Origin of the sequence: Methylobacterium cerastii (genome assembly GCF_022179125.1) — a bacterium.
In the GTDB taxonomy this organism is placed as follows: Bacteria; Pseudomonadota; Alphaproteobacteria; order Rhizobiales; family Beijerinckiaceae; genus Methylobacterium; species Methylobacterium cerastii.
This window is the reverse complement of the sequence record NZ_BPQG01000010.1, coordinates 1-13861: the sequence shown is the minus strand read 5'-3', so window position 1 is coordinate 13861 and position 13861 is coordinate 1. Positions and strand designations below refer to the sequence as shown.

Annotated in this window: 22 protein-coding genes and 2 tRNA genes; 11 read left to right on the top strand and 13 right to left on the bottom strand. The window is 67.7% G+C overall.

The annotated features are described in order from the left end of the window. Window positions 1–92: 92 nt before the first annotated feature. The gene (locus tag MFF13_RS05285) at window positions 93–596 is read right to left on the bottom strand and encodes a pyridoxamine 5'-phosphate oxidase family protein (protein ID WP_147752179.1); all 504 of its coding nucleotides are present in this window, start codon (window positions 594–596) and stop codon (window positions 93–95) included. A 224-nt stretch (window positions 597–820) separates the two neighbouring features. Here MFF13_RS05285 and MFF13_RS05280 point away from each other — a divergent pair, with 224 nt between their 5' ends. Then, the gene (locus tag MFF13_RS05280) at window positions 821–1960 is read left to right on the top strand and encodes an Mrp/NBP35 family ATP-binding protein (protein WP_147763571.1); all 1140 of its coding nucleotides are present in this window, start codon (window positions 821–823) and stop codon (window positions 1958–1960) included. Window positions 1961–1967: 7 nt separating this feature from the next. Continuing rightward, window positions 1968–2591: a molybdenum cofactor guanylyltransferase MobA gene (gene mobA / locus MFF13_RS05275; protein WP_147752177.1), complete on the top strand. Its 624-nt coding sequence runs from the start codon at window positions 1968–1970 to the stop codon at window positions 2589–2591. Window positions 2592–2665: 74 nt separating this feature from the next. Here the strand turns inward: mobA and MFF13_RS05270 are convergent. The 3 genes from MFF13_RS05270 to MFF13_RS05260 form a co-directional block, all read right to left on the bottom strand. Continuing rightward, window positions 2666–2741 (bottom strand) — tRNA-Phe (locus MFF13_RS05270). Window positions 2742–2842: 101 nt separating this feature from the next. Next, window positions 2843–3037: a DNA gyrase inhibitor YacG gene (locus MFF13_RS05265; RefSeq protein ID WP_147752176.1), complete on the bottom strand. Its 195-nt coding sequence runs from the start codon at window positions 3035–3037 to the stop codon at window positions 2843–2845. After that, window positions 3034–3687 carry a Maf-like protein gene (locus tag MFF13_RS05260; protein ID WP_147752175.1) on the bottom strand — a complete coding sequence of 218 codons (654 nt, stop codon included), beginning with the start codon at window positions 3685–3687 and terminating at the stop codon, window positions 3034–3036. Before MFF13_RS05260 ends, MFF13_RS05265 begins: the two co-directional genes overlap by 4 nt. A gap of 271 nt (window positions 3688–3958) precedes the next feature. On the opposite strand from MFF13_RS05260, the gene MFF13_RS05255 reads away from it, so the two are divergent. Beyond that, window positions 3959–4032 (top strand) — tRNA-Gly (locus MFF13_RS05255). A 111-nt stretch (window positions 4033–4143) separates the two neighbouring features. Here the strand turns inward: MFF13_RS05255 and MFF13_RS05250 are convergent. Then, on the bottom strand, window positions 4144–4467 hold the full coding sequence (locus tag MFF13_RS05250; RefSeq protein ID WP_238271191.1) for a hypothetical protein: 324 nt from the start codon (window positions 4465–4467) through the stop codon (window positions 4144–4146). 265 nt (window positions 4468–4732) lie between these two features. Between MFF13_RS05250 and MFF13_RS05245 the strand changes: the two genes are divergently transcribed. Continuing rightward, on the top strand, window positions 4733–5329 hold the full coding sequence (locus MFF13_RS05245; RefSeq protein WP_238271189.1) for a hypothetical protein: 597 nt from the start codon (window positions 4733–4735) through the stop codon (window positions 5327–5329). Here MFF13_RS05245 and MFF13_RS05240 read toward each other — a convergent pair. The 8 genes from MFF13_RS05240 to MFF13_RS05205 all read right to left on the bottom strand — a co-directional run bounded on the left by MFF13_RS05240 (window position 5326) and on the right by MFF13_RS05205 (window position 9321). Continuing rightward, window positions 5326–5562, bottom strand: coding sequence for a hypothetical protein (locus MFF13_RS05240; protein WP_238271187.1), 237 nt, complete (start codon window positions 5560–5562; stop codon window positions 5326–5328). The two genes, MFF13_RS05245 and MFF13_RS05240, sit on opposite strands and share 4 nt — an antisense overlap. 129 nt (window positions 5563–5691) lie before the next feature. Next, on the bottom strand, window positions 5692–5919 hold the full coding sequence (locus tag MFF13_RS05235; RefSeq protein ID WP_147853464.1) for a hypothetical protein: 228 nt from the start codon (window positions 5917–5919) through the stop codon (window positions 5692–5694). Further along, window positions 5916–6317 (bottom strand): hypothetical protein, encoded by a 402-nt coding sequence (locus MFF13_RS05230; protein WP_238271185.1) that lies wholly within the window; start codon window positions 6315–6317, stop codon window positions 5916–5918. Before MFF13_RS05230 ends, MFF13_RS05235 begins: the two co-directional genes overlap by 4 nt. Further along, the gene (locus MFF13_RS05225; protein ID WP_238271183.1) at window positions 6314–6499 is read right to left on the bottom strand and encodes a hypothetical protein; all 186 of its coding nucleotides are present in this window, start codon (window positions 6497–6499) and stop codon (window positions 6314–6316) included. Before MFF13_RS05225 ends, MFF13_RS05230 begins: the two co-directional genes overlap by 4 nt. Further along, the gene (locus MFF13_RS05220) at window positions 6496–6993 is read right to left on the bottom strand and encodes a hypothetical protein (RefSeq protein WP_238271181.1); all 498 of its coding nucleotides are present in this window, start codon (window positions 6991–6993) and stop codon (window positions 6496–6498) included. The genes MFF13_RS05225 and MFF13_RS05220 overlap by 4 nt, the downstream gene beginning before the upstream one ends. A 94-nt stretch (window positions 6994–7087) precedes the next feature. Next, window positions 7088–7498 (bottom strand): hypothetical protein, encoded by a 411-nt coding sequence (locus MFF13_RS05215; protein ID WP_238271180.1) that lies wholly within the window; start codon window positions 7496–7498, stop codon window positions 7088–7090. Between the two features lie 354 nt (window positions 7499–7852). Then, window positions 7853–8992 (bottom strand): RNA ligase, encoded by a 1140-nt coding sequence (locus MFF13_RS05210; protein ID WP_238271178.1) that lies wholly within the window; start codon window positions 8990–8992, stop codon window positions 7853–7855. Between the two features lie 2 nt (window positions 8993–8994). Beyond that, window positions 8995–9321 carry a hypothetical protein gene (locus MFF13_RS05205; RefSeq protein WP_238271175.1) on the bottom strand — a complete coding sequence of 109 codons (327 nt, stop codon included), beginning with the start codon at window positions 9319–9321 and terminating at the stop codon, window positions 8995–8997. 454 nt (window positions 9322–9775) lie between these two features. Here MFF13_RS05205 and MFF13_RS05200 point away from each other — a divergent pair, with 454 nt between their 5' ends. The 7 genes from MFF13_RS05200 (at window position 9776) to MFF13_RS05170 (ending at window position 13806) form a co-directional block, all read left to right on the top strand. Continuing rightward, a complete protein-coding gene (locus MFF13_RS05200) occupies window positions 9776–10396 on the top strand; it encodes a hypothetical protein (protein WP_238271173.1) in 621 nt (206 codons plus the stop codon). 67 nt (window positions 10397–10463) lie between these two features. Further along, the gene (locus tag MFF13_RS05195) at window positions 10464–10994 is read left to right on the top strand and encodes a hypothetical protein (RefSeq protein ID WP_238271170.1); all 531 of its coding nucleotides are present in this window, start codon (window positions 10464–10466) and stop codon (window positions 10992–10994) included. A 67-nt stretch (window positions 10995–11061) separates the two neighbouring features. After that, a complete protein-coding gene (locus MFF13_RS05190) occupies window positions 11062–12675 on the top strand; it encodes an AAA family ATPase (RefSeq protein ID WP_238271168.1) in 1614 nt (537 codons plus the stop codon). A gap of 9 nt (window positions 12676–12684) precedes the next feature. Next, complete coding sequence (locus tag MFF13_RS05185) at window positions 12685–12927, top strand: hypothetical protein (protein WP_147853473.1); 243 nt, start codon at window positions 12685–12687, stop codon at window positions 12925–12927. Then, window positions 12914–13144 carry a hypothetical protein gene (locus MFF13_RS05180; protein ID WP_147853474.1) on the top strand — a complete coding sequence of 77 codons (231 nt, stop codon included), beginning with the start codon at window positions 12914–12916 and terminating at the stop codon, window positions 13142–13144. Before MFF13_RS05185 ends, MFF13_RS05180 begins: the two co-directional genes overlap by 14 nt. After that, window positions 13120–13449 carry a L5-gp82 domain-containing phage-derived protein gene (locus MFF13_RS05175; RefSeq protein WP_238271166.1) on the top strand — a complete coding sequence of 110 codons (330 nt, stop codon included), beginning with the start codon at window positions 13120–13122 and terminating at the stop codon, window positions 13447–13449. The genes MFF13_RS05180 and MFF13_RS05175 overlap by 25 nt, the downstream gene beginning before the upstream one ends. 15 nt (window positions 13450–13464) lie before the next feature. After that, window positions 13465–13806 (top strand): hypothetical protein, encoded by a 342-nt coding sequence (locus tag MFF13_RS05170; protein ID WP_238271164.1) that lies wholly within the window; start codon window positions 13465–13467, stop codon window positions 13804–13806. The last annotated feature ends 55 nt before the right edge of the window (window positions 13807–13861 follow it).

Here is a 13861-nt window from a genome sequence, read left to right as displayed (position 1 = left end):
AACGGAGGTCGCCGCTCCGCGCAACGAAAAGGCGGCGCACCCGGTGGGAGCACGCCGCCTGCGATGGCTCAGATGCGATCTGGACGGATCGCTCAGGCCAGGTCGACCTTCTTGGTCTCGGTCTTCGGGCTCTCGCCGGTGAGCGTGGCCTTCACGTAGCCAAACAGGTGCAGCATCTTGCTGTTGGGGCTGTCCCAGTACTCGCCCTGCTCGGGGTGGATGCGGAGCAGTGCGACCTCGGGGTCGTCCTTGCCGTTCGGGAACCAGGTCTTCAGGCTCTCGGTCCACTTGGCGTCGACGATCGCCTGGTCGCTGACGATCTCGGCCTTACCGGCGATCGAGACGTAGGTCTGGCTCGACGGGTCGGAGTACGACAGGTTGATCTGGTTGTCCCGGCTGATCTCGGCGGTCTTGGGCGAGTGCAGCTTGGTAAAGAACCACAGGTCGCCGTTCTCGTCGATGTCGTTGTTCCACATCGGACGGCTGTTGAGCGTGCCGTCGGAGTCGGCGGTGGTCATCATCGCCACCTTCACGTCCTTCACCAGCTCGAACAGCTTCTTCGCGCCCTCGTGGTCGCGGTGGTTGCCCTGATGCATCGCAGTGGTCTCTCCAGATGGTGACGGCGCGTCGGCTCTCCCTGCCGCCCGCGCCGGCGGTCGTGTCACAACGGATGACGCATCGGTTGGTTCGATCGCCTGCGCACAGGGGCCGCACGGCGTCGTGCCTGCTGCGGCTGGCGTTTCCGGCCCGGCTGTTTACATGGGCCGGAACCATCCCTTTCGAGATCTCGAGCCGCCGGACCCGGCGAAGGAGCCAGACCGTGGCGATCACCCGAGACGACGTACTGCTTGCCCTGCAGGCCGTGACCATCGATGCCGCCGGAACCACGCTGCCGGCTTCCGGCCGGCTCTCGCAGGTGGTGGTCGACCCGACCAACCGCGTGATGTTCTCGATCCTCATCGACGCGAGCGAGGCCGCCCGCTTCGAGCCGATCCGCCGATCGGCCGAGGGCAAGGTCCTGTCGATGCCCGGCGTGTCCGGCGTGTTCGCCAGCCTCACGTCCGAGCGCGGGCCCGGCATGCCGGAGCAGAGCAAGGCGGCGCCGGTCCCGGTCACCGCCGCTCCGCCGCGGCCAGGCGCGCCTCCCGGCCAGGGTCCGGCCCTGCCGGGGGTTCGCCACATCGTGGCCGTGGCCTCGGGCAAGGGCGGCGTCGGCAAGTCCACCACCGCCTGCAACATCGCACTTGCCCTGAAGGCGCAGGGCCTGAAGGTCGGCCTGCTCGACGCCGACATCTACGGGCCTTCGGTGCCGAAGCTGTTCGGCCTTTCCGGCAAGCCGAAGGTGGTCGACAACCGCAGCATGGAGCCGATGGAAGGCTACGGCCTTAAGGTGATGTCGATCGGCTTCCTGATCGAGCCGGAGACGGCGATGATCTGGCGCGGCCCGATGGTGCAGTCGGCGCTGACGCAGATGCTGCGCGACGTGCTCTGGGGCGAGCTCGACGTGCTGATCGTCGACATGCCGCCGGGCACCGGCGACGCGCAGCTCACCATGGCGCAGGCGACGCCGCTGTCGGGCGCCGTCATCGTCTCGACGCCGCAGGACCTCGCGCTGATCGATGCGCGCCGCGGCGTGACCATGTTCAAGAAGGTCGCGGTGCCGATCCTCGGCGTGATCGAGAACATGGCGACCTTCGTGTGCCCGAACTGCAACCATGAATCGCACATCTTCGGACATGGCGGCGCGCGGATCGAGGCGCAGCGCCTCGGCGTGCCGTTCCTCGGCGAGGTGCCGCTGAACATGACGATCCGCGAATCGTCGGATGCCGGCCAGCCGGTCGTCGCGGTCGCGCCCGACGGACCGCAGGCCAGGGTCTACCGCGAGATCGCCGCCAAGCTCTGGGACAACCTCAACGCCGCGCCGGCCGGCCGGGCCGCGCCGAAGATCGTGTTCGAGTAGCCCCGTGATGCCGCCGGTCCTGGGCCTGATCCTGGCCGGCGGCCTCGCCCGGCGCATGGGCGGCGGCGACAAGGTTTTGCTCCCGCTCGCCGGGCGGACCCTGCTGGAACGCGTGACCGAACGGCTCGCGCCGCAATGCGCGTCTGGAGTGGCCCTCAGTGCCAACGGCGATCCGACGCGGTTCACGGGCTTTCCGGGACCAATCCTGCCGGACGGCGTCCCCGGCCATCCCGGGCCGCTCGCCGGCATCCTGGCCGGGCTCGACCACGCCGCCGCGTTCCATCCCAACGTCGAATACGTCGCCAGCGTCTCGGGCGACGCGCCGTTCCTGCCGCACGACCTGATCGCCCGCCTCGCCGCCGCCCGGGACAAGGCCGCGATCGTGCTCGCCGCCTCTGGCGAGCGGCAACACTACACCGTCGCCCTTTGGCCCTTGCGTCTGCGGGAAGACCTCCGCGCCGCCCACGTCGAACGCGGAGAGCGCCGCGTCGGCGGCTTCATCGAGCGCCACGGTGCGACGGTGGTGCGATGGCCGGTCTCGCGGTTCGACCCGTTCCACAACGTCAACACACCGGACGACCTGAGCGCGGCGGCGTCGCTGTGCGAAGAGATTGAGGAGGCAGCCGGCTGAGGCGGCGGCGAAACGCGCAGAGCCGCCCATAGAAGGTCAGGGGCGGATGACTCGTTTCAGCGGAAGAGAAGAGATGGTGCCCAGGGACGGAGTCGAACCGCCGACACTGCGATTTTCAGTCGCATGCTCTACCAACTGAGCTACCTGGGCCTTCGCCGGACCGCTTGGCGGCTTCGACTGGAGCGGGGGTATAGTCAGTGCCCCCCGACCTGTCCAGCCTGATCCCGCAAGCTGGGCCGATGATTTTTCGGCTATTCGGATTCGGGTTTCCGGGCGGGCGGCAGGTCGCCGTCGTCCTCGTCCTCCGAGGCCGGGATGACGTAGCGGTCGCTCAGCCAGCGCCCGAGGTCGATGTCCGAGCAGCGCTCCGAGCAGAACGGCTTCAGCTTCGGGTCGGCGGGCTTTCCGCAGATCGGGCAGGAGGGAAGCTTCGCGGGCGCACTCATGCCATCGCGCTCCAGCCGGCGCGCACCGGGAAGCCCTCGCCGTCCAGGAGCGCCATCGTCTCGTAGAGCGGCAGGCCGACGACGGCCGAATGCGAGCCGACGAGCTTGACCACGAAGGCGCCGGCCAAGCCCTGGATTGCGTAGCCGCCGGCCTTACCGCGCCATTCGCCGGAGGCGAGATAGCCGCTCATCTCGCGCTGCGACAGCCGCTTGAACCGCACCCGGCTCTCGACGATCCGCTCGCGTCGCGCCCCCTTCGGCGAGAGCAGGCACACGGCCGTGAACACCCGGTGCTGCCGGCCGGAGAGCAGGCGCAGGCAGTCGGCGGCCTCGTCGGGCACCTCGGCCTTCGGCAGCACGCGCCGGCCCACCGCCACCACCGTGTCGGCGGAGAGGACCCAGCTCCTGGCGCCGTGTGCGTGCAGGTGCAAAGCGCCCTGCGCGGCGGCGAGCTTCGCCCGCGCGAGGCGCCGGGCGAGCTCGCGCGGCGATTCGGATTTCAGCGGGGTCTCGTCCACGTCGGCGGGGAGCAGCGCGTCCGGCTCGATGCCGATCTGCTGCAACAGGGCGAGCCGGCGCGGCGAGGCGGAGGCGAGGATCAGCCGCGCGGGGTTGTCCGCGGGCGCGGCCTGGGGGGAAGGGGCGTCCATGGATCTCGGATCAATCCTCGGCCGGCGCCACCCAATCAGGCGGACGCCGCAGGCATCGCGGGTACGTGTCCAGGGGTGATAGTGGAACGCCGACGCCATGGGAACGGAGGGGACGGAGGGAGACCGTCTGCGGAGGGCAAAGGCACAGCGCAAGACTGCGCCGACGGCTCTGGGCACCACCGCCGGATCCAGCCTCGTCGCAACGTCGAACCCGTGGACAACGCCGGCGGCTCTGCTATGGTCCAGCCGCGCTGCCGAAACGCGGTCCGGCGCGGGCGTAGTTCAGTGGTAGAACGTCAGCTTCCCAAGCTGAATATGCGGGTTCGATTCCCGCCGCCCGCTCCATTTACCTTCAAGCACTTAGCTGGTTAACGCTACGCCCCGACGGGCGGTGATACCAGTTTGATACCAGCCGCAGCCCTGTTGGGCCGCCCTTGAGGCTGGTCCCCCCCCCCCTCATCCCGCCTCGGCGATGAACGCCCGCCACGCGGCCGGCACCGACGGGCCGTCGTCCATCGCGTCGCCGATCTCCATCTGCATGTCGATGGCCTGCGCGGCCTCCGTGACCGCCTCGGCCGACAGCGAGATCCCCGGCCTGCCCGGGACGATGGCCCGGCCGCGGATCATGCGCGCGTTCACGGTTTCCTGGGCGTCACCCGTCAGCCAGACGGCGAACACGGCATCGACGCCGGCATGATCCCGCTCGGGATCGCCCCCGAGGCGGCTGCTTTCCAGGATCTTGGCGAGCCAAGTCGAGTCCGGGATTTCGGTGTCGTTCACTGTGATGGCCTCCGGGGACGGATTCCATTTCGAGTAACCGTAGGATCTTACCTCCACGTAATCATTGCCCCCTATCCAGGGTGCCATGTCACTTTACCCCTGCGTGCCGATCTCCATGCGACCTCCTTTCTGGGAGGAGAACTTTTATTCGTATTGGACATCATCCGAGAGCAGGCAGCCCTGGCAAGTCGAGCGGGATGCACAGATCATGGAGTGCCGGGGGGCGGTCTCGACACCGTCGGACCTCCTGCGGCGCGGGATCGAGATGCGGCGATTGAAGGACGCGCTCGACCGCATGCCCCATCCGTCGTGGGGCAGCGCGCCCTGGATGTCCCGCTCCGGTATCAGGGAGCGTACCTCGCTCCGTTACGTCGGGGACTACGTCGTCGAGCAGTTGACCGCCGACGACCGCGCCCACCTCAGGCGCGAGATGATCTTGGCCGACGGAGAGAGGACCAATCTATCCGCCTGGCACGACAGCCTGGGAAATTGCGGCATGAGCTCCGGCTGCGGCGGCGGGCGGAAACCGACCCAGGAGGACATGAAGGTCCTGGTCGAGGACCTGGCCGAGTTCCGCACGGATGAACGGTGCACGTCCGGTGAGTGGGGTTCGCTGATCGACGGTCTGTGCCGAACGAGGGAAGACGACGCCCGTATCCGCGGCCTGTTCGAGGAGGCCTCGGGCATCACGGACGAAATGCTCTGGGGCCTGAAGGAATCCGTGCAGGCGCACGAGAAGGCACGGGCGGCCATCGAGGCGCTAAACCAGCGGCGGGATGACCTCTACAAGGCGGGCACGGACGCGCCCCGGGCTCACATCAACTGGCGGCGGTTCCACCCGCACGGCGCGCCCGAGGCCTAGAGCACGATGACCCCGCCGGGGAACGCCTTTCGGAAATCGATTGGCTCCCCGGCCGGCGGCTCCGTGCCGAAGACCGCGAGGTGCGCCCCGCGATTGACGGCACGCTGCTGATCGGGCGTCAGGGTAGCGGCCTGCACCGCGTTCCATTCGACGGTCAGGGCCGCGATCCCCGGCGTCAGAGCACCCTTCCACGGTTCAGGGTCGACCTCGTCGAAGATGACCGTTCGCGCCATGCCGCGGTCCGTTCGGATCTGCTCGGCTCGCCGATGGTCGTCGACGGTCCACCCGTTGGTGGTGATCTCGCGATTCGTAATGCTCAGGGCTCCCCTCGGTTCAGGATCTCGGTGACGCGTTGCTCAGCGTTATGTGAAGAACGACCATCCCTGGCTCGGGTCGTATGCCTCATCCTCTTCCGCGTCCGGCTGGAACCAGCCCAAATCATCCATCCGCGCCACCTCATCCGTCGTGAGTGGCGTGTCGGTGGCGCAGACGTTGAACTGGTACTGATCGGACCCGGACTTGTAGTCCGCGAGCTCAGTGAAGTGCTTTGCCAGGATGCCGAGTCCCTCGATGATGTTGGCGAGCATCATGCCTGATTCTCCTTGCCCTGGAGGATCTCGGCGACGCGCTGCAGGTCGAAGTATCCGTCGATCAGCGTGAACATCGCCCGGCTGATCGGCTCCAGGTTTTCGTCCAGGCTCTCATCCTCGCAGGCCTGCAATCGCCCGACGTAGCCGGTGCCATGCAGGGAGGATGCGGCGACCGCCTGGTGGATCGCCTCCATGGTCAGGGCGCGCCCGGGCGGGTGAACCTGCTCGACGAGGGTGAGGCCCGCCATCTCATCCGACCCCAGGGACGCGCACGTGGCCATGAAGCGCGCTTGTCGCGGGTCGTCTCCTTCGAAGTCGACCTCGGCAAGCTGCATCCCGCCGGGCGAGCCGTCCTCGTGCCGGACTCGGACCCACCAGTTTTCGGTGCGTTCGGTCATGGCTCCACACGCTCCCCTTCGTTCAGCAGGGACACCGCAGCGTCGAGTGCGATCCGAAGGCTCTCGATCTCGGCGGCCGCTTCCTGCAGGAGCTCGGCTGTCCGCCTTCCAAACTGTGGGAATCCCTGCCAGTCCGGCTCGGCGGCCAGGCGCAGCCTTTCTTGGATGGTGCGGTCGGTCATACGGGCAATCCGCCCTGCAGGAGTTCGATGGCCTCGTCGATGACGTAGCCAGTCCTCGGGCAGCCCGTATTGAAAGAGGCCGCTTGCAGCTTCTCGACCGCAGCCGCGGCGTGCCCGGCCGGGAGCACCCGCTCGATCAGCACGCAATCCTCGGCCCGGTAGATCTCGTCGGCGCCGACGGCGAAGACCTGAGACGCGACGTCATCCCTGAAGATGATCTCGGCCGGAGTCTGGTTCGGGTGGCCCCACCGTTCCGAGGTGATCCACCAGAACTCCCGCCGCTCGACGACAGGCGGCTTGGCGCGCTCGGCCTCCAGGGCCCTCACCGCGCAGGAACGGCAGCACCGGACGCGCTTCGCTCCAAAGGCCCTCCCGCCGCATACCTTGCAGGTGCCGACGTACCCCCCGGGGGACCATCCGTGCGGTTGGAGATCGTCGGCCGTGTAGCCGTCGTCCGCATGATCCCCGTCCGTCATGCTCCATGCGTAGGTCATGCTGCAGGTGGCCTCCCATGCCGGGCTGTGCCGTCGGGCCAATCCCAGCGGTGGTCGCAATCCGGCTCGAACTCGATGCCGACGATGGTGGCCTTCAGGCGGCGGACTTTCTCCCGAAACTGGTTGACCGCGTTCCTCTCCATACCGACGACGCCGTAAGGTCGCTGAGGATCTCGTAGACCTGCCTGGAGGCCTCCTTCATCCGCTCCGGCTCGGTCATGGTCGTGGGATCAAGCTCGGGCGGAAGCACCTCCTCCAGCTTCGCCCGGCGGACTATCAGGGCGGTCAGCGAGGCGCCCACAGAGCCCTCCTTCCCGATGACCTTCCAGTGTTCCGCGGCCTCAAGATGCGATGCCTCACCGACACCTTGGGTGTAGATCAGGACGACGTCTCCGATCTTGTGCCGATCCCAAGTCGCCTTGACGAGAACGCCGCGACCGCGACCGGCCAGGGTATGCCAGTCGGTGGTCTTGACCCGGTAGGAATGCGTGGTGCGCTCAGCCATGGGCGGACCACACTGCTGGTAGGGCGGTATCTCGGGTGCGCTCAGATCCATCTGTCCAAGCCACGCCCCGAACCTCGGACAGGAACACAGCGTGTCCGGCTGGCTTCGGCGTCAGATTCGTCCAGAGCTCGTAGCGGTGGTGTCCGGTCGTGGGCTCATCCACGCGGACGATGTTCGCCCCGGGCCGAACGTGTTGGATGACCGCCCGCAGCGCCTTGGCATCCGCGGCGTGTCGGGCCCGCTCTATGTCGAGCTCGCAGAGGAGCTCCATCACCTGGTGGGCGAGCTCGTCCTTCGTGCGGTTCATGAGAGAGCGTCGGGTAACGCGGGAGGTGACCTCGAAGACGGGCATGGTCAGGCGGCCTCATCGAGAGCGTTGTTGATCGCGTAGGACGGAACGTATCCGTCCAGCAGGTTCCCGTTCGGCCGGATCGTCCGAAGCATGGCCAGCCGTAGCTTCTCCCGGGCCTCGTCGGTGGTGGCCTTGCGGAAGGGAAAGAGGAACGGGCGGATCGGGTCGGGCACCTCGGACAGGCGCAGACCCAGCTCCTTGTCCGAGAGGCCGGCAGCCAACTCCGCGGCAAGGCTCACGCCCGAGATCAGCTTGAGGTACCGGGCCTGCAGGACGACGGCGATCTGATCGAAGTCCGCCCAGAATTCCTCGGGCAGGTCCCGGCGCATCTCTTCGAGATCCCCGCCGGCGGCCATGACGTCCCACACCGCCAGGGGCGTGCAGCGGCTGATCACGCCGTGGAGGCGCTTGTACTCGTCGCCCTTGACCTTGACCCTGGTGCCGTCGGCGAAGCGGATGACGAAGCCTTCCTTATCCCGGGGCAACGCCACGGCCGTGGTGATCATCTCCGCGAGGGATATGAACGCATGGCGCTGGACGACCTTGAAGGCGAAGTGGCTCGCCTCCCCGAGATCCATGAGCTCGGCGAAGGGCATCTCGCGCCCGGACGCGTCGTAGGCTGCCAGCAGCGACAGGCCCGCCTCCGGGTACCGGACGACGATGACGTTCTCCGGGTAGATGGCCTCGAACAGGTAGGTCGTCCCGGGCACCAGGGCCGAGGTGTCCATCGCGTCGAGGCGCGCCTGGGCCCACACGGCCTGCGAGCTGTCGAACGCCCCCTTGGTCGCGGCCCGCCACTTGCCGTCGTCGTGGAAGGCGATGATCAGGCTGCCGTCGAGCTTCTCGAACGCCTCGAACGGGAGGTCCGGGACGGTCGCATGGCGCTCCCCGACGTTGAAGAACTTTGGGAAGGGGGTCGCGATGACGGCGCAACGGTATGGGCATACGATCAGGCCGCGGGCGAGCAGCGTGAAGGCATCCCATCCGTGGTCGTACACGCAGCGCTGCGTGTAACAGTAGAGGACCAAGCCGGTCTCAGGACAGGTCTTCCGGCTGACGAGGCCGGCGGCCCGGGCCTTCTCCAGGCCGGCGATCAGATCGCCGAAGGGCATGGTGCGAGCGGGATGGATGGCCGTCTGCATGATCAGGCGGCCTCACCGTTCTGCTCACGCACCAGGCTCCACGAGCGAACGAAGGCGACCTCGATCCACTCGTCGGGGTTCGGGGTATCCATGCAGCCGCCGAGGTCGATCATGACCTGCTGCTCGATGCTCCAGCCGTCCCGGTCGTAGTCGTAGGACAGGCGGATGCCGTCGCTGGCGCGCACGCTCTCCTGGTTCACATGGATGTGCCGGCAGCCATCGACCGTGATGTTCGGATAGGTCAGCTCCACGTTCAGCGTGGAGCCATAGGCGTTGACGTGGAAGTTGCCCGGCCCGTCGCCGTATTTGGATGCATGGATCTCAGCCACGGCTTTCCCCTCCAGGAATCCGAAGGGGGCCCCCGCACCTGGCCGGGACCCCCTTCATCTCGGCCCGCACCGGCAGACCCGAACGCCGCGTGGCGTATCCCCAGAAAATACACCCATCCGTCGATTCGGGGAGCGAACCTCGTTGACTTCGAACGAAACAAGCTCTTTGCTCACCTTCATCCCCGGCAACGGGGGCAAACCTCGCAAGCGCAGTTCACCGCGCCCATGGTTTTACGTCCCCCCCGCCGGCAGGGGGGCAACCCTTTGTTTAAGTCGTGGGCTAGTCCCCCGGGTTCACAGTTTCCTTCCCCCAATCGCGGGGGGCACACCTTCGACAGGCCCTGGCATCGCCGGGGCCTTCGTCGTTTCAGGTCTTGCGTCCGCACCGTGCCTGTTTATAACAGGCACACTAGCGCGTTGGATGAACCGGCGCGGTGGATACGAGGGACCCACAATGAACACTTACATCCGGATCGACACGCCGGCCTACGGCAGCATCTACGCCGTCGCCACCGAGGAGGAGGCCCTCGACCTCTTCGCCAAGGCCGCCGGCTACAGGGATTACGCCGAGCTCGCCGCCACCCTCGGCAAATCCGTCGAGGAGGCTCGGGACGAGCTCGTCATCTCTCGCGTCACCGCCGACGACATCGTTCGGGACATCGTCGAGGAGGGCATCGAGAACGAGGTCATGGATTCCTGGAAGGTCGATGAGATCGCCGAGTTGAACGGGCTCGACCGGGGACCGCTCGTCGCGGCGGCCGACGCCATGCAGACGCGGCGCATGCTCGAAAACTACAACGCCCAGTGCACGATCATCGCCCAGGATCGCGTCCGGCGCGCTTCCAGCCTCGATGAGGTCTACGCCGAACTTCTGTTGGTCCGCCGGTACTTCGGCGCCGACGGCCTGAACAAGTGGCTGTATGATACCGGCAGCGGCGAGGTGCCGACCTTCGGCCCTGCACCTGTCGACGTGGGCAGTCTCATCTCCTGGGATGCCGAGCGGGTCATCGTCAGGGACGAGAATGCGCCCGACTTCTCGATCTGCATCGAGTCCCGGCTGGACGTCGCCGCCTGATCGATTGGACGGTGAGGCATACCGGGGCGGGCCATGCGGCTCGCCCCTTTTCCGTTCGGAGGCCCCCATGAAGATCGTCCTGCAAACCATGCCCGAAATGCCGGAGGGGATATGCGTCGGCACGCTCGATGGATTCCCCCTCATCTATGTTGGGCGGACGGCGCACGTGGACGGGCGGGCCCTGCCGCACGGCGAGATCGCCGAGGCCCTAATCGATGCCGTCGATTACGCGGCGGCGCGGGTTTTGGGGGGCGAGTGGAGCAAGCCCTTGGCGCTCGTCACCGGCCTGAACGCCCGGACGTGCAACAGGGACAGGATTCGACAGTGGGGCCTTCCGCCCTGGGTCCTTGTCCTGCTCGGACGCGCGGCCGCGCATCAGCACGCCCGGGCGCTGGGCCACATCCTGCAGGGAGTCGCCATGATCTACGGCGATGTCGGCCCCTTCTCAGATGAGGAGAAACGGCACCGCCACGGCGAGATCACAGATCCGCTCGCCTATGCGGCGCACCTTTCTGAGACCGCCAATAGCATGGTCGCCTTCGCCCGCCGCGAGCGCGAAAAGGCTGCCGCCGCCCGGGGATCGGTAACCTCGGCTTAACGCCTCTCCTCTACTCTCGCCCCCCTGCCGTCGGTTTTCACCGGCGGCCCGGACAAGGAATCCCGATATGCGAACGACCCCCCGTAATGGGGTGGGCGCGCCGTCCGTGCGCGGCCTGCTCCTGGGCATGCCCTTCCACCGACACTCCCACCCTCGCCAACTCCAGGCCGAGCTCCTCTCGACCGTCCCGGGGATCTACGACGGCAGTCGCGACGAGCTCGTCATGCAGTGCGCAGGTTCGAACCTGCTGTACGAGCTCGTGATGTCGCTCTGGGCGGCGATCAACACGTGCCTCGACGCCAAGCGCGATCCCGACGGCGCACAGAAGGTGTTCGCCGAGAGCCTCTACGAGGCCTGGAAGATCCTCAAGCGCACTGTCGGATGCCACACCGCGGTCACCGCCGACCATGATCTCGCCTTCGCGTTCGACGACCGGGCGGAGCAGGACCTCCTCGATCTGCTGACGATCCTGCTCTCGGATATGGGCTACGCCGACGTCCGCATGGCGTACGTCGAGTTGGCATGGCGGCATGCCCGCGACCGCCAGAAGGGCGAGGACGACCTCCTCTTCGGAGCAATCGGCGCATCGCTCTACGCCCGGCACGATCTGCGTTTCCGTCAATGGACCGCCGGCGTCGGGCCTACGGGTTTCGTCGAATCCTGCATCGCGTTCGGCCGGGACGAGATGTCCGGCAAGTTCGCCATGGCGCCTGCCGAGCCGTCCTGGGCGACCGAGGCGAAGAAGAAGTCGGCGCTCCAGAAGATCGAGGCCGCCCGCGCCGAGGCTGGGCCGTCACTCCTGGTGCTGTCGTCCGTCGACCACCTGCCAGGGTCCGCCACGAGCGGCGAGGGTCGCCCCGGCGGCAGCGTCGGGACGACGGCACGGGCCGAATGGGCCCCGATGGCGGGCAAGCGCCTCCCCCTGGTCGTGGTCCCCGATCTCGCCCGAGTGAAGAGGAGGCTCGTGCGGGAGTTCCCGGACTGCGAGCGGATCATCGACGCGGTGCTGGCGCCCCTCGCGGGACGGCAGTTTGCCTACCTGTCGCCCTTCCTGCTCGTCGGGGCGCCGGGTTCGGGCAAGAGCCGCCTCGCCCGCCGGATCGGGGAAGAGCTCGGGCTCGCCGTCACGGTCTACGCGTGCTCGGGGGTCAGCGACTCCTCGATCATCGGAACCAGTCGAATGTGGAGTACGGGTCGCGCATCCGTCCCGCTCCAGGCGATCCGTCGCGCGGGCGCCGCCTCGGTGCTGATCGTCCTCGACGAGATCGCACGCGCCGGCACCCGCACCGACAACGGCAAGCTCACCGACGGCGTCCTCGGGCTGACGGAGCGGGAGACCGCCCGGGCGTACCAGGACCCCTACTTGGAATGCCCCGTGGATCTGTCGGCGGTCTCGTACGTCGCTACGGCGAACACGGTGGACGGTCTCGATCCGGCGCTCCTGTCCAGATTCCGGGTCTTCGAGATGCCGATGCCGACGGCGCGGTCCCTGCCGGTCCTGGCCCGGGCCATCGTTGCCGAACTCCGGGTCGAGCGCGGCCTCGATGCGGTGTGGCTCCCCGACCTGACGCCCGACGAGTTCGAAATGATCGGCTCGCACTGGTCCGGAGGCAGCGTCCGCGTCCTGCAGCAACTCGTGGAAGTTGCCGTGGACGGTCGCGACCTCGGCCAGGCCAACTAGGGGGCGATCATGCGGCATCGCTCCCACGCCCCCGTCCTCGACTACTTCTTGGAGATCCTCAGGGCGCACCGCGCCTCGGGACGTCTCCACGCTCAAGTCGCCCACGGGATGGAGGCCTACGTCCTGCACGTCACGCGGCTCGCAGACGAGCATGTCCTCACCGGCGTCGAGGCCCTCGTGGCGGCCAATCGCGCCGTGACGCTGGCGCTCGCACTCCCGCAGCTTCCGGAGGATCGCCATGAACCGCGGTGACCTCGCGACGGCGGCAGCGCGGATTCGCGCGGCCTGGGTGCCCGGTCGGGAATGCCGGCTCCGTCCCCGCCGGGCCCGGCTCTACGTCCTGAAGGTCGCCCGGCTCGATGCGGACGGCCTGATCCGTCCGGAGCGGGCCGAGGCGGTCGCGGCCCGGGCGCAGGTCCTGGCCGAGGAGATGGAGGGCGCCCGATGCCCGACGTCTACCGAAATTTGACCCGGGCCTGCTGGTCCGTCCGCGTCAAAAATCGGGTCGTCGGCCACGTCCCCGCGCTGGTTCTCCGGGACGTCGCGTTCATCGTCTCCCTCCCGGGCGTGCGTCGGATTCGGCTGCGGCAGGCCCGCGAAGTCATCGCCTACGCCCGGGGCGTCCCATCCGAATCCGGCCTCCCCAACGGCGCGCTGCAGGTGCGCTTCTGCCCCTACCGGTCGACAGATTTCACGCTTCCCGATGGCAGCCCGATCCGCGCGGCCGCCGTCGCCTCCTTCCTCCCAGACGGCTCGTGCTGGGCCGTCATTTGATCCGGGGATACCGTCATGCTCCACGTCGTCATCTCATCCCTCCTGTTCCTGCTCGCCGGCGCGGCCGCGGTCGCCGACGAGGGTCCATGGTCCCAGCCGCGGTGGTATGTCGAGACGACGGAGGCACACGGGCCCTTCACGCACACCACGGGGATGTCGGTCTCCCAGAACGCCAAGGCCGGCCGCGATGACGTCGAGGTGATGTGCCAGGTCACCGACGTGCGGGCTCCCCGGGATGCCATCGTCGTCCGCCGAAGGGGTAAGGCCTTGTTCCGCCAGGACGCGTGTGTAAAGGGCGGACCAATTCCAGGCCGCTGTGGCGGAGTAAAACCAGGCCAGTGGCGGCCGGCAGCTTGAACGATGAAGGGGCCCGATCGGGCGCCTTCATCGTTCAAGCTGCCGGCCGCCACTG

Coding starts and splice junctions, on each gene's coding strand:
- MFF13_RS05285 (WP_147752179.1), bottom strand. CDS start 596: ATGCATCAGGGCAACCACCGCGACCACGAGGGCGCGAAGAAGCTGTTC.
- mobA (WP_147752177.1), top strand. CDS start 1,968: ATGCCGCCGGTCCTGGGCCTGATCCTGGCCGGCGGCCTCGCCCGGCGC.
- MFF13_RS05265 (WP_147752176.1), bottom strand. CDS start 3,037: ATGAGTGCGCCCGCGAAGCTTCCCTCCTGCCCGATCTGCGGAAAGCCC.
- MFF13_RS05260 (WP_147752175.1), bottom strand. CDS start 3,687: ATGGACGCCCCTTCCCCCCAGGCCGCGCCCGCGGACAACCCCGCGCGG.
- MFF13_RS05245 (WP_238271189.1), top strand. CDS start 4,733: ATGCGGCGATTGAAGGACGCGCTCGACCGCATGCCCCATCCGTCGTGG.
- MFF13_RS05240 (WP_238271187.1), bottom strand. CDS start 5,562: ATGGCGCGAACGGTCATCTTCGACGAGGTCGACCCTGAACCGTGGAAG.
- MFF13_RS05235 (WP_147853464.1), bottom strand. CDS start 5,919: ATGATGCTCGCCAACATCATCGAGGGACTCGGCATCCTGGCAAAGCAC.
- MFF13_RS05230 (WP_238271185.1), bottom strand. CDS start 6,317: ATGACCGAACGCACCGAAAACTGGTGGGTCCGAGTCCGGCACGAGGAC.
- MFF13_RS05225 (WP_238271183.1), bottom strand. CDS start 6,499: ATGACCGACCGCACCATCCAAGAAAGGCTGCGCCTGGCCGCCGAGCCG.
- MFF13_RS05220 (WP_238271181.1), bottom strand. CDS start 6,993: ATGACCTACGCATGGAGCATGACGGACGGGGATCATGCGGACGACGGC.
- MFF13_RS05215 (WP_238271180.1), bottom strand. CDS start 7,498: ATGGCTGAGCGCACCACGCATTCCTACCGGGTCAAGACCACCGACTGG.
- MFF13_RS05210 (WP_238271178.1), bottom strand. CDS start 8,992: ATGCAGACGGCCATCCATCCCGCTCGCACCATGCCCTTCGGCGATCTG.
- MFF13_RS05200 (WP_238271173.1), top strand. CDS start 9,776: ATGAACACTTACATCCGGATCGACACGCCGGCCTACGGCAGCATCTAC.
- MFF13_RS05195 (WP_238271170.1), top strand. CDS start 10,464: ATGAAGATCGTCCTGCAAACCATGCCCGAAATGCCGGAGGGGATATGC.
- MFF13_RS05190 (WP_238271168.1), top strand. CDS start 11,062: ATGCGAACGACCCCCCGTAATGGGGTGGGCGCGCCGTCCGTGCGCGGC.
- MFF13_RS05185 (WP_147853473.1), top strand. CDS start 12,685: ATGCGGCATCGCTCCCACGCCCCCGTCCTCGACTACTTCTTGGAGATC.
- MFF13_RS05180 (WP_147853474.1), top strand. CDS start 12,914: ATGAACCGCGGTGACCTCGCGACGGCGGCAGCGCGGATTCGCGCGGCC.
- MFF13_RS05175 (WP_238271166.1), top strand. CDS start 13,120: ATGCCCGACGTCTACCGAAATTTGACCCGGGCCTGCTGGTCCGTCCGC.
- MFF13_RS05170 (WP_238271164.1), top strand. CDS start 13,465: ATGCTCCACGTCGTCATCTCATCCCTCCTGTTCCTGCTCGCCGGCGCG.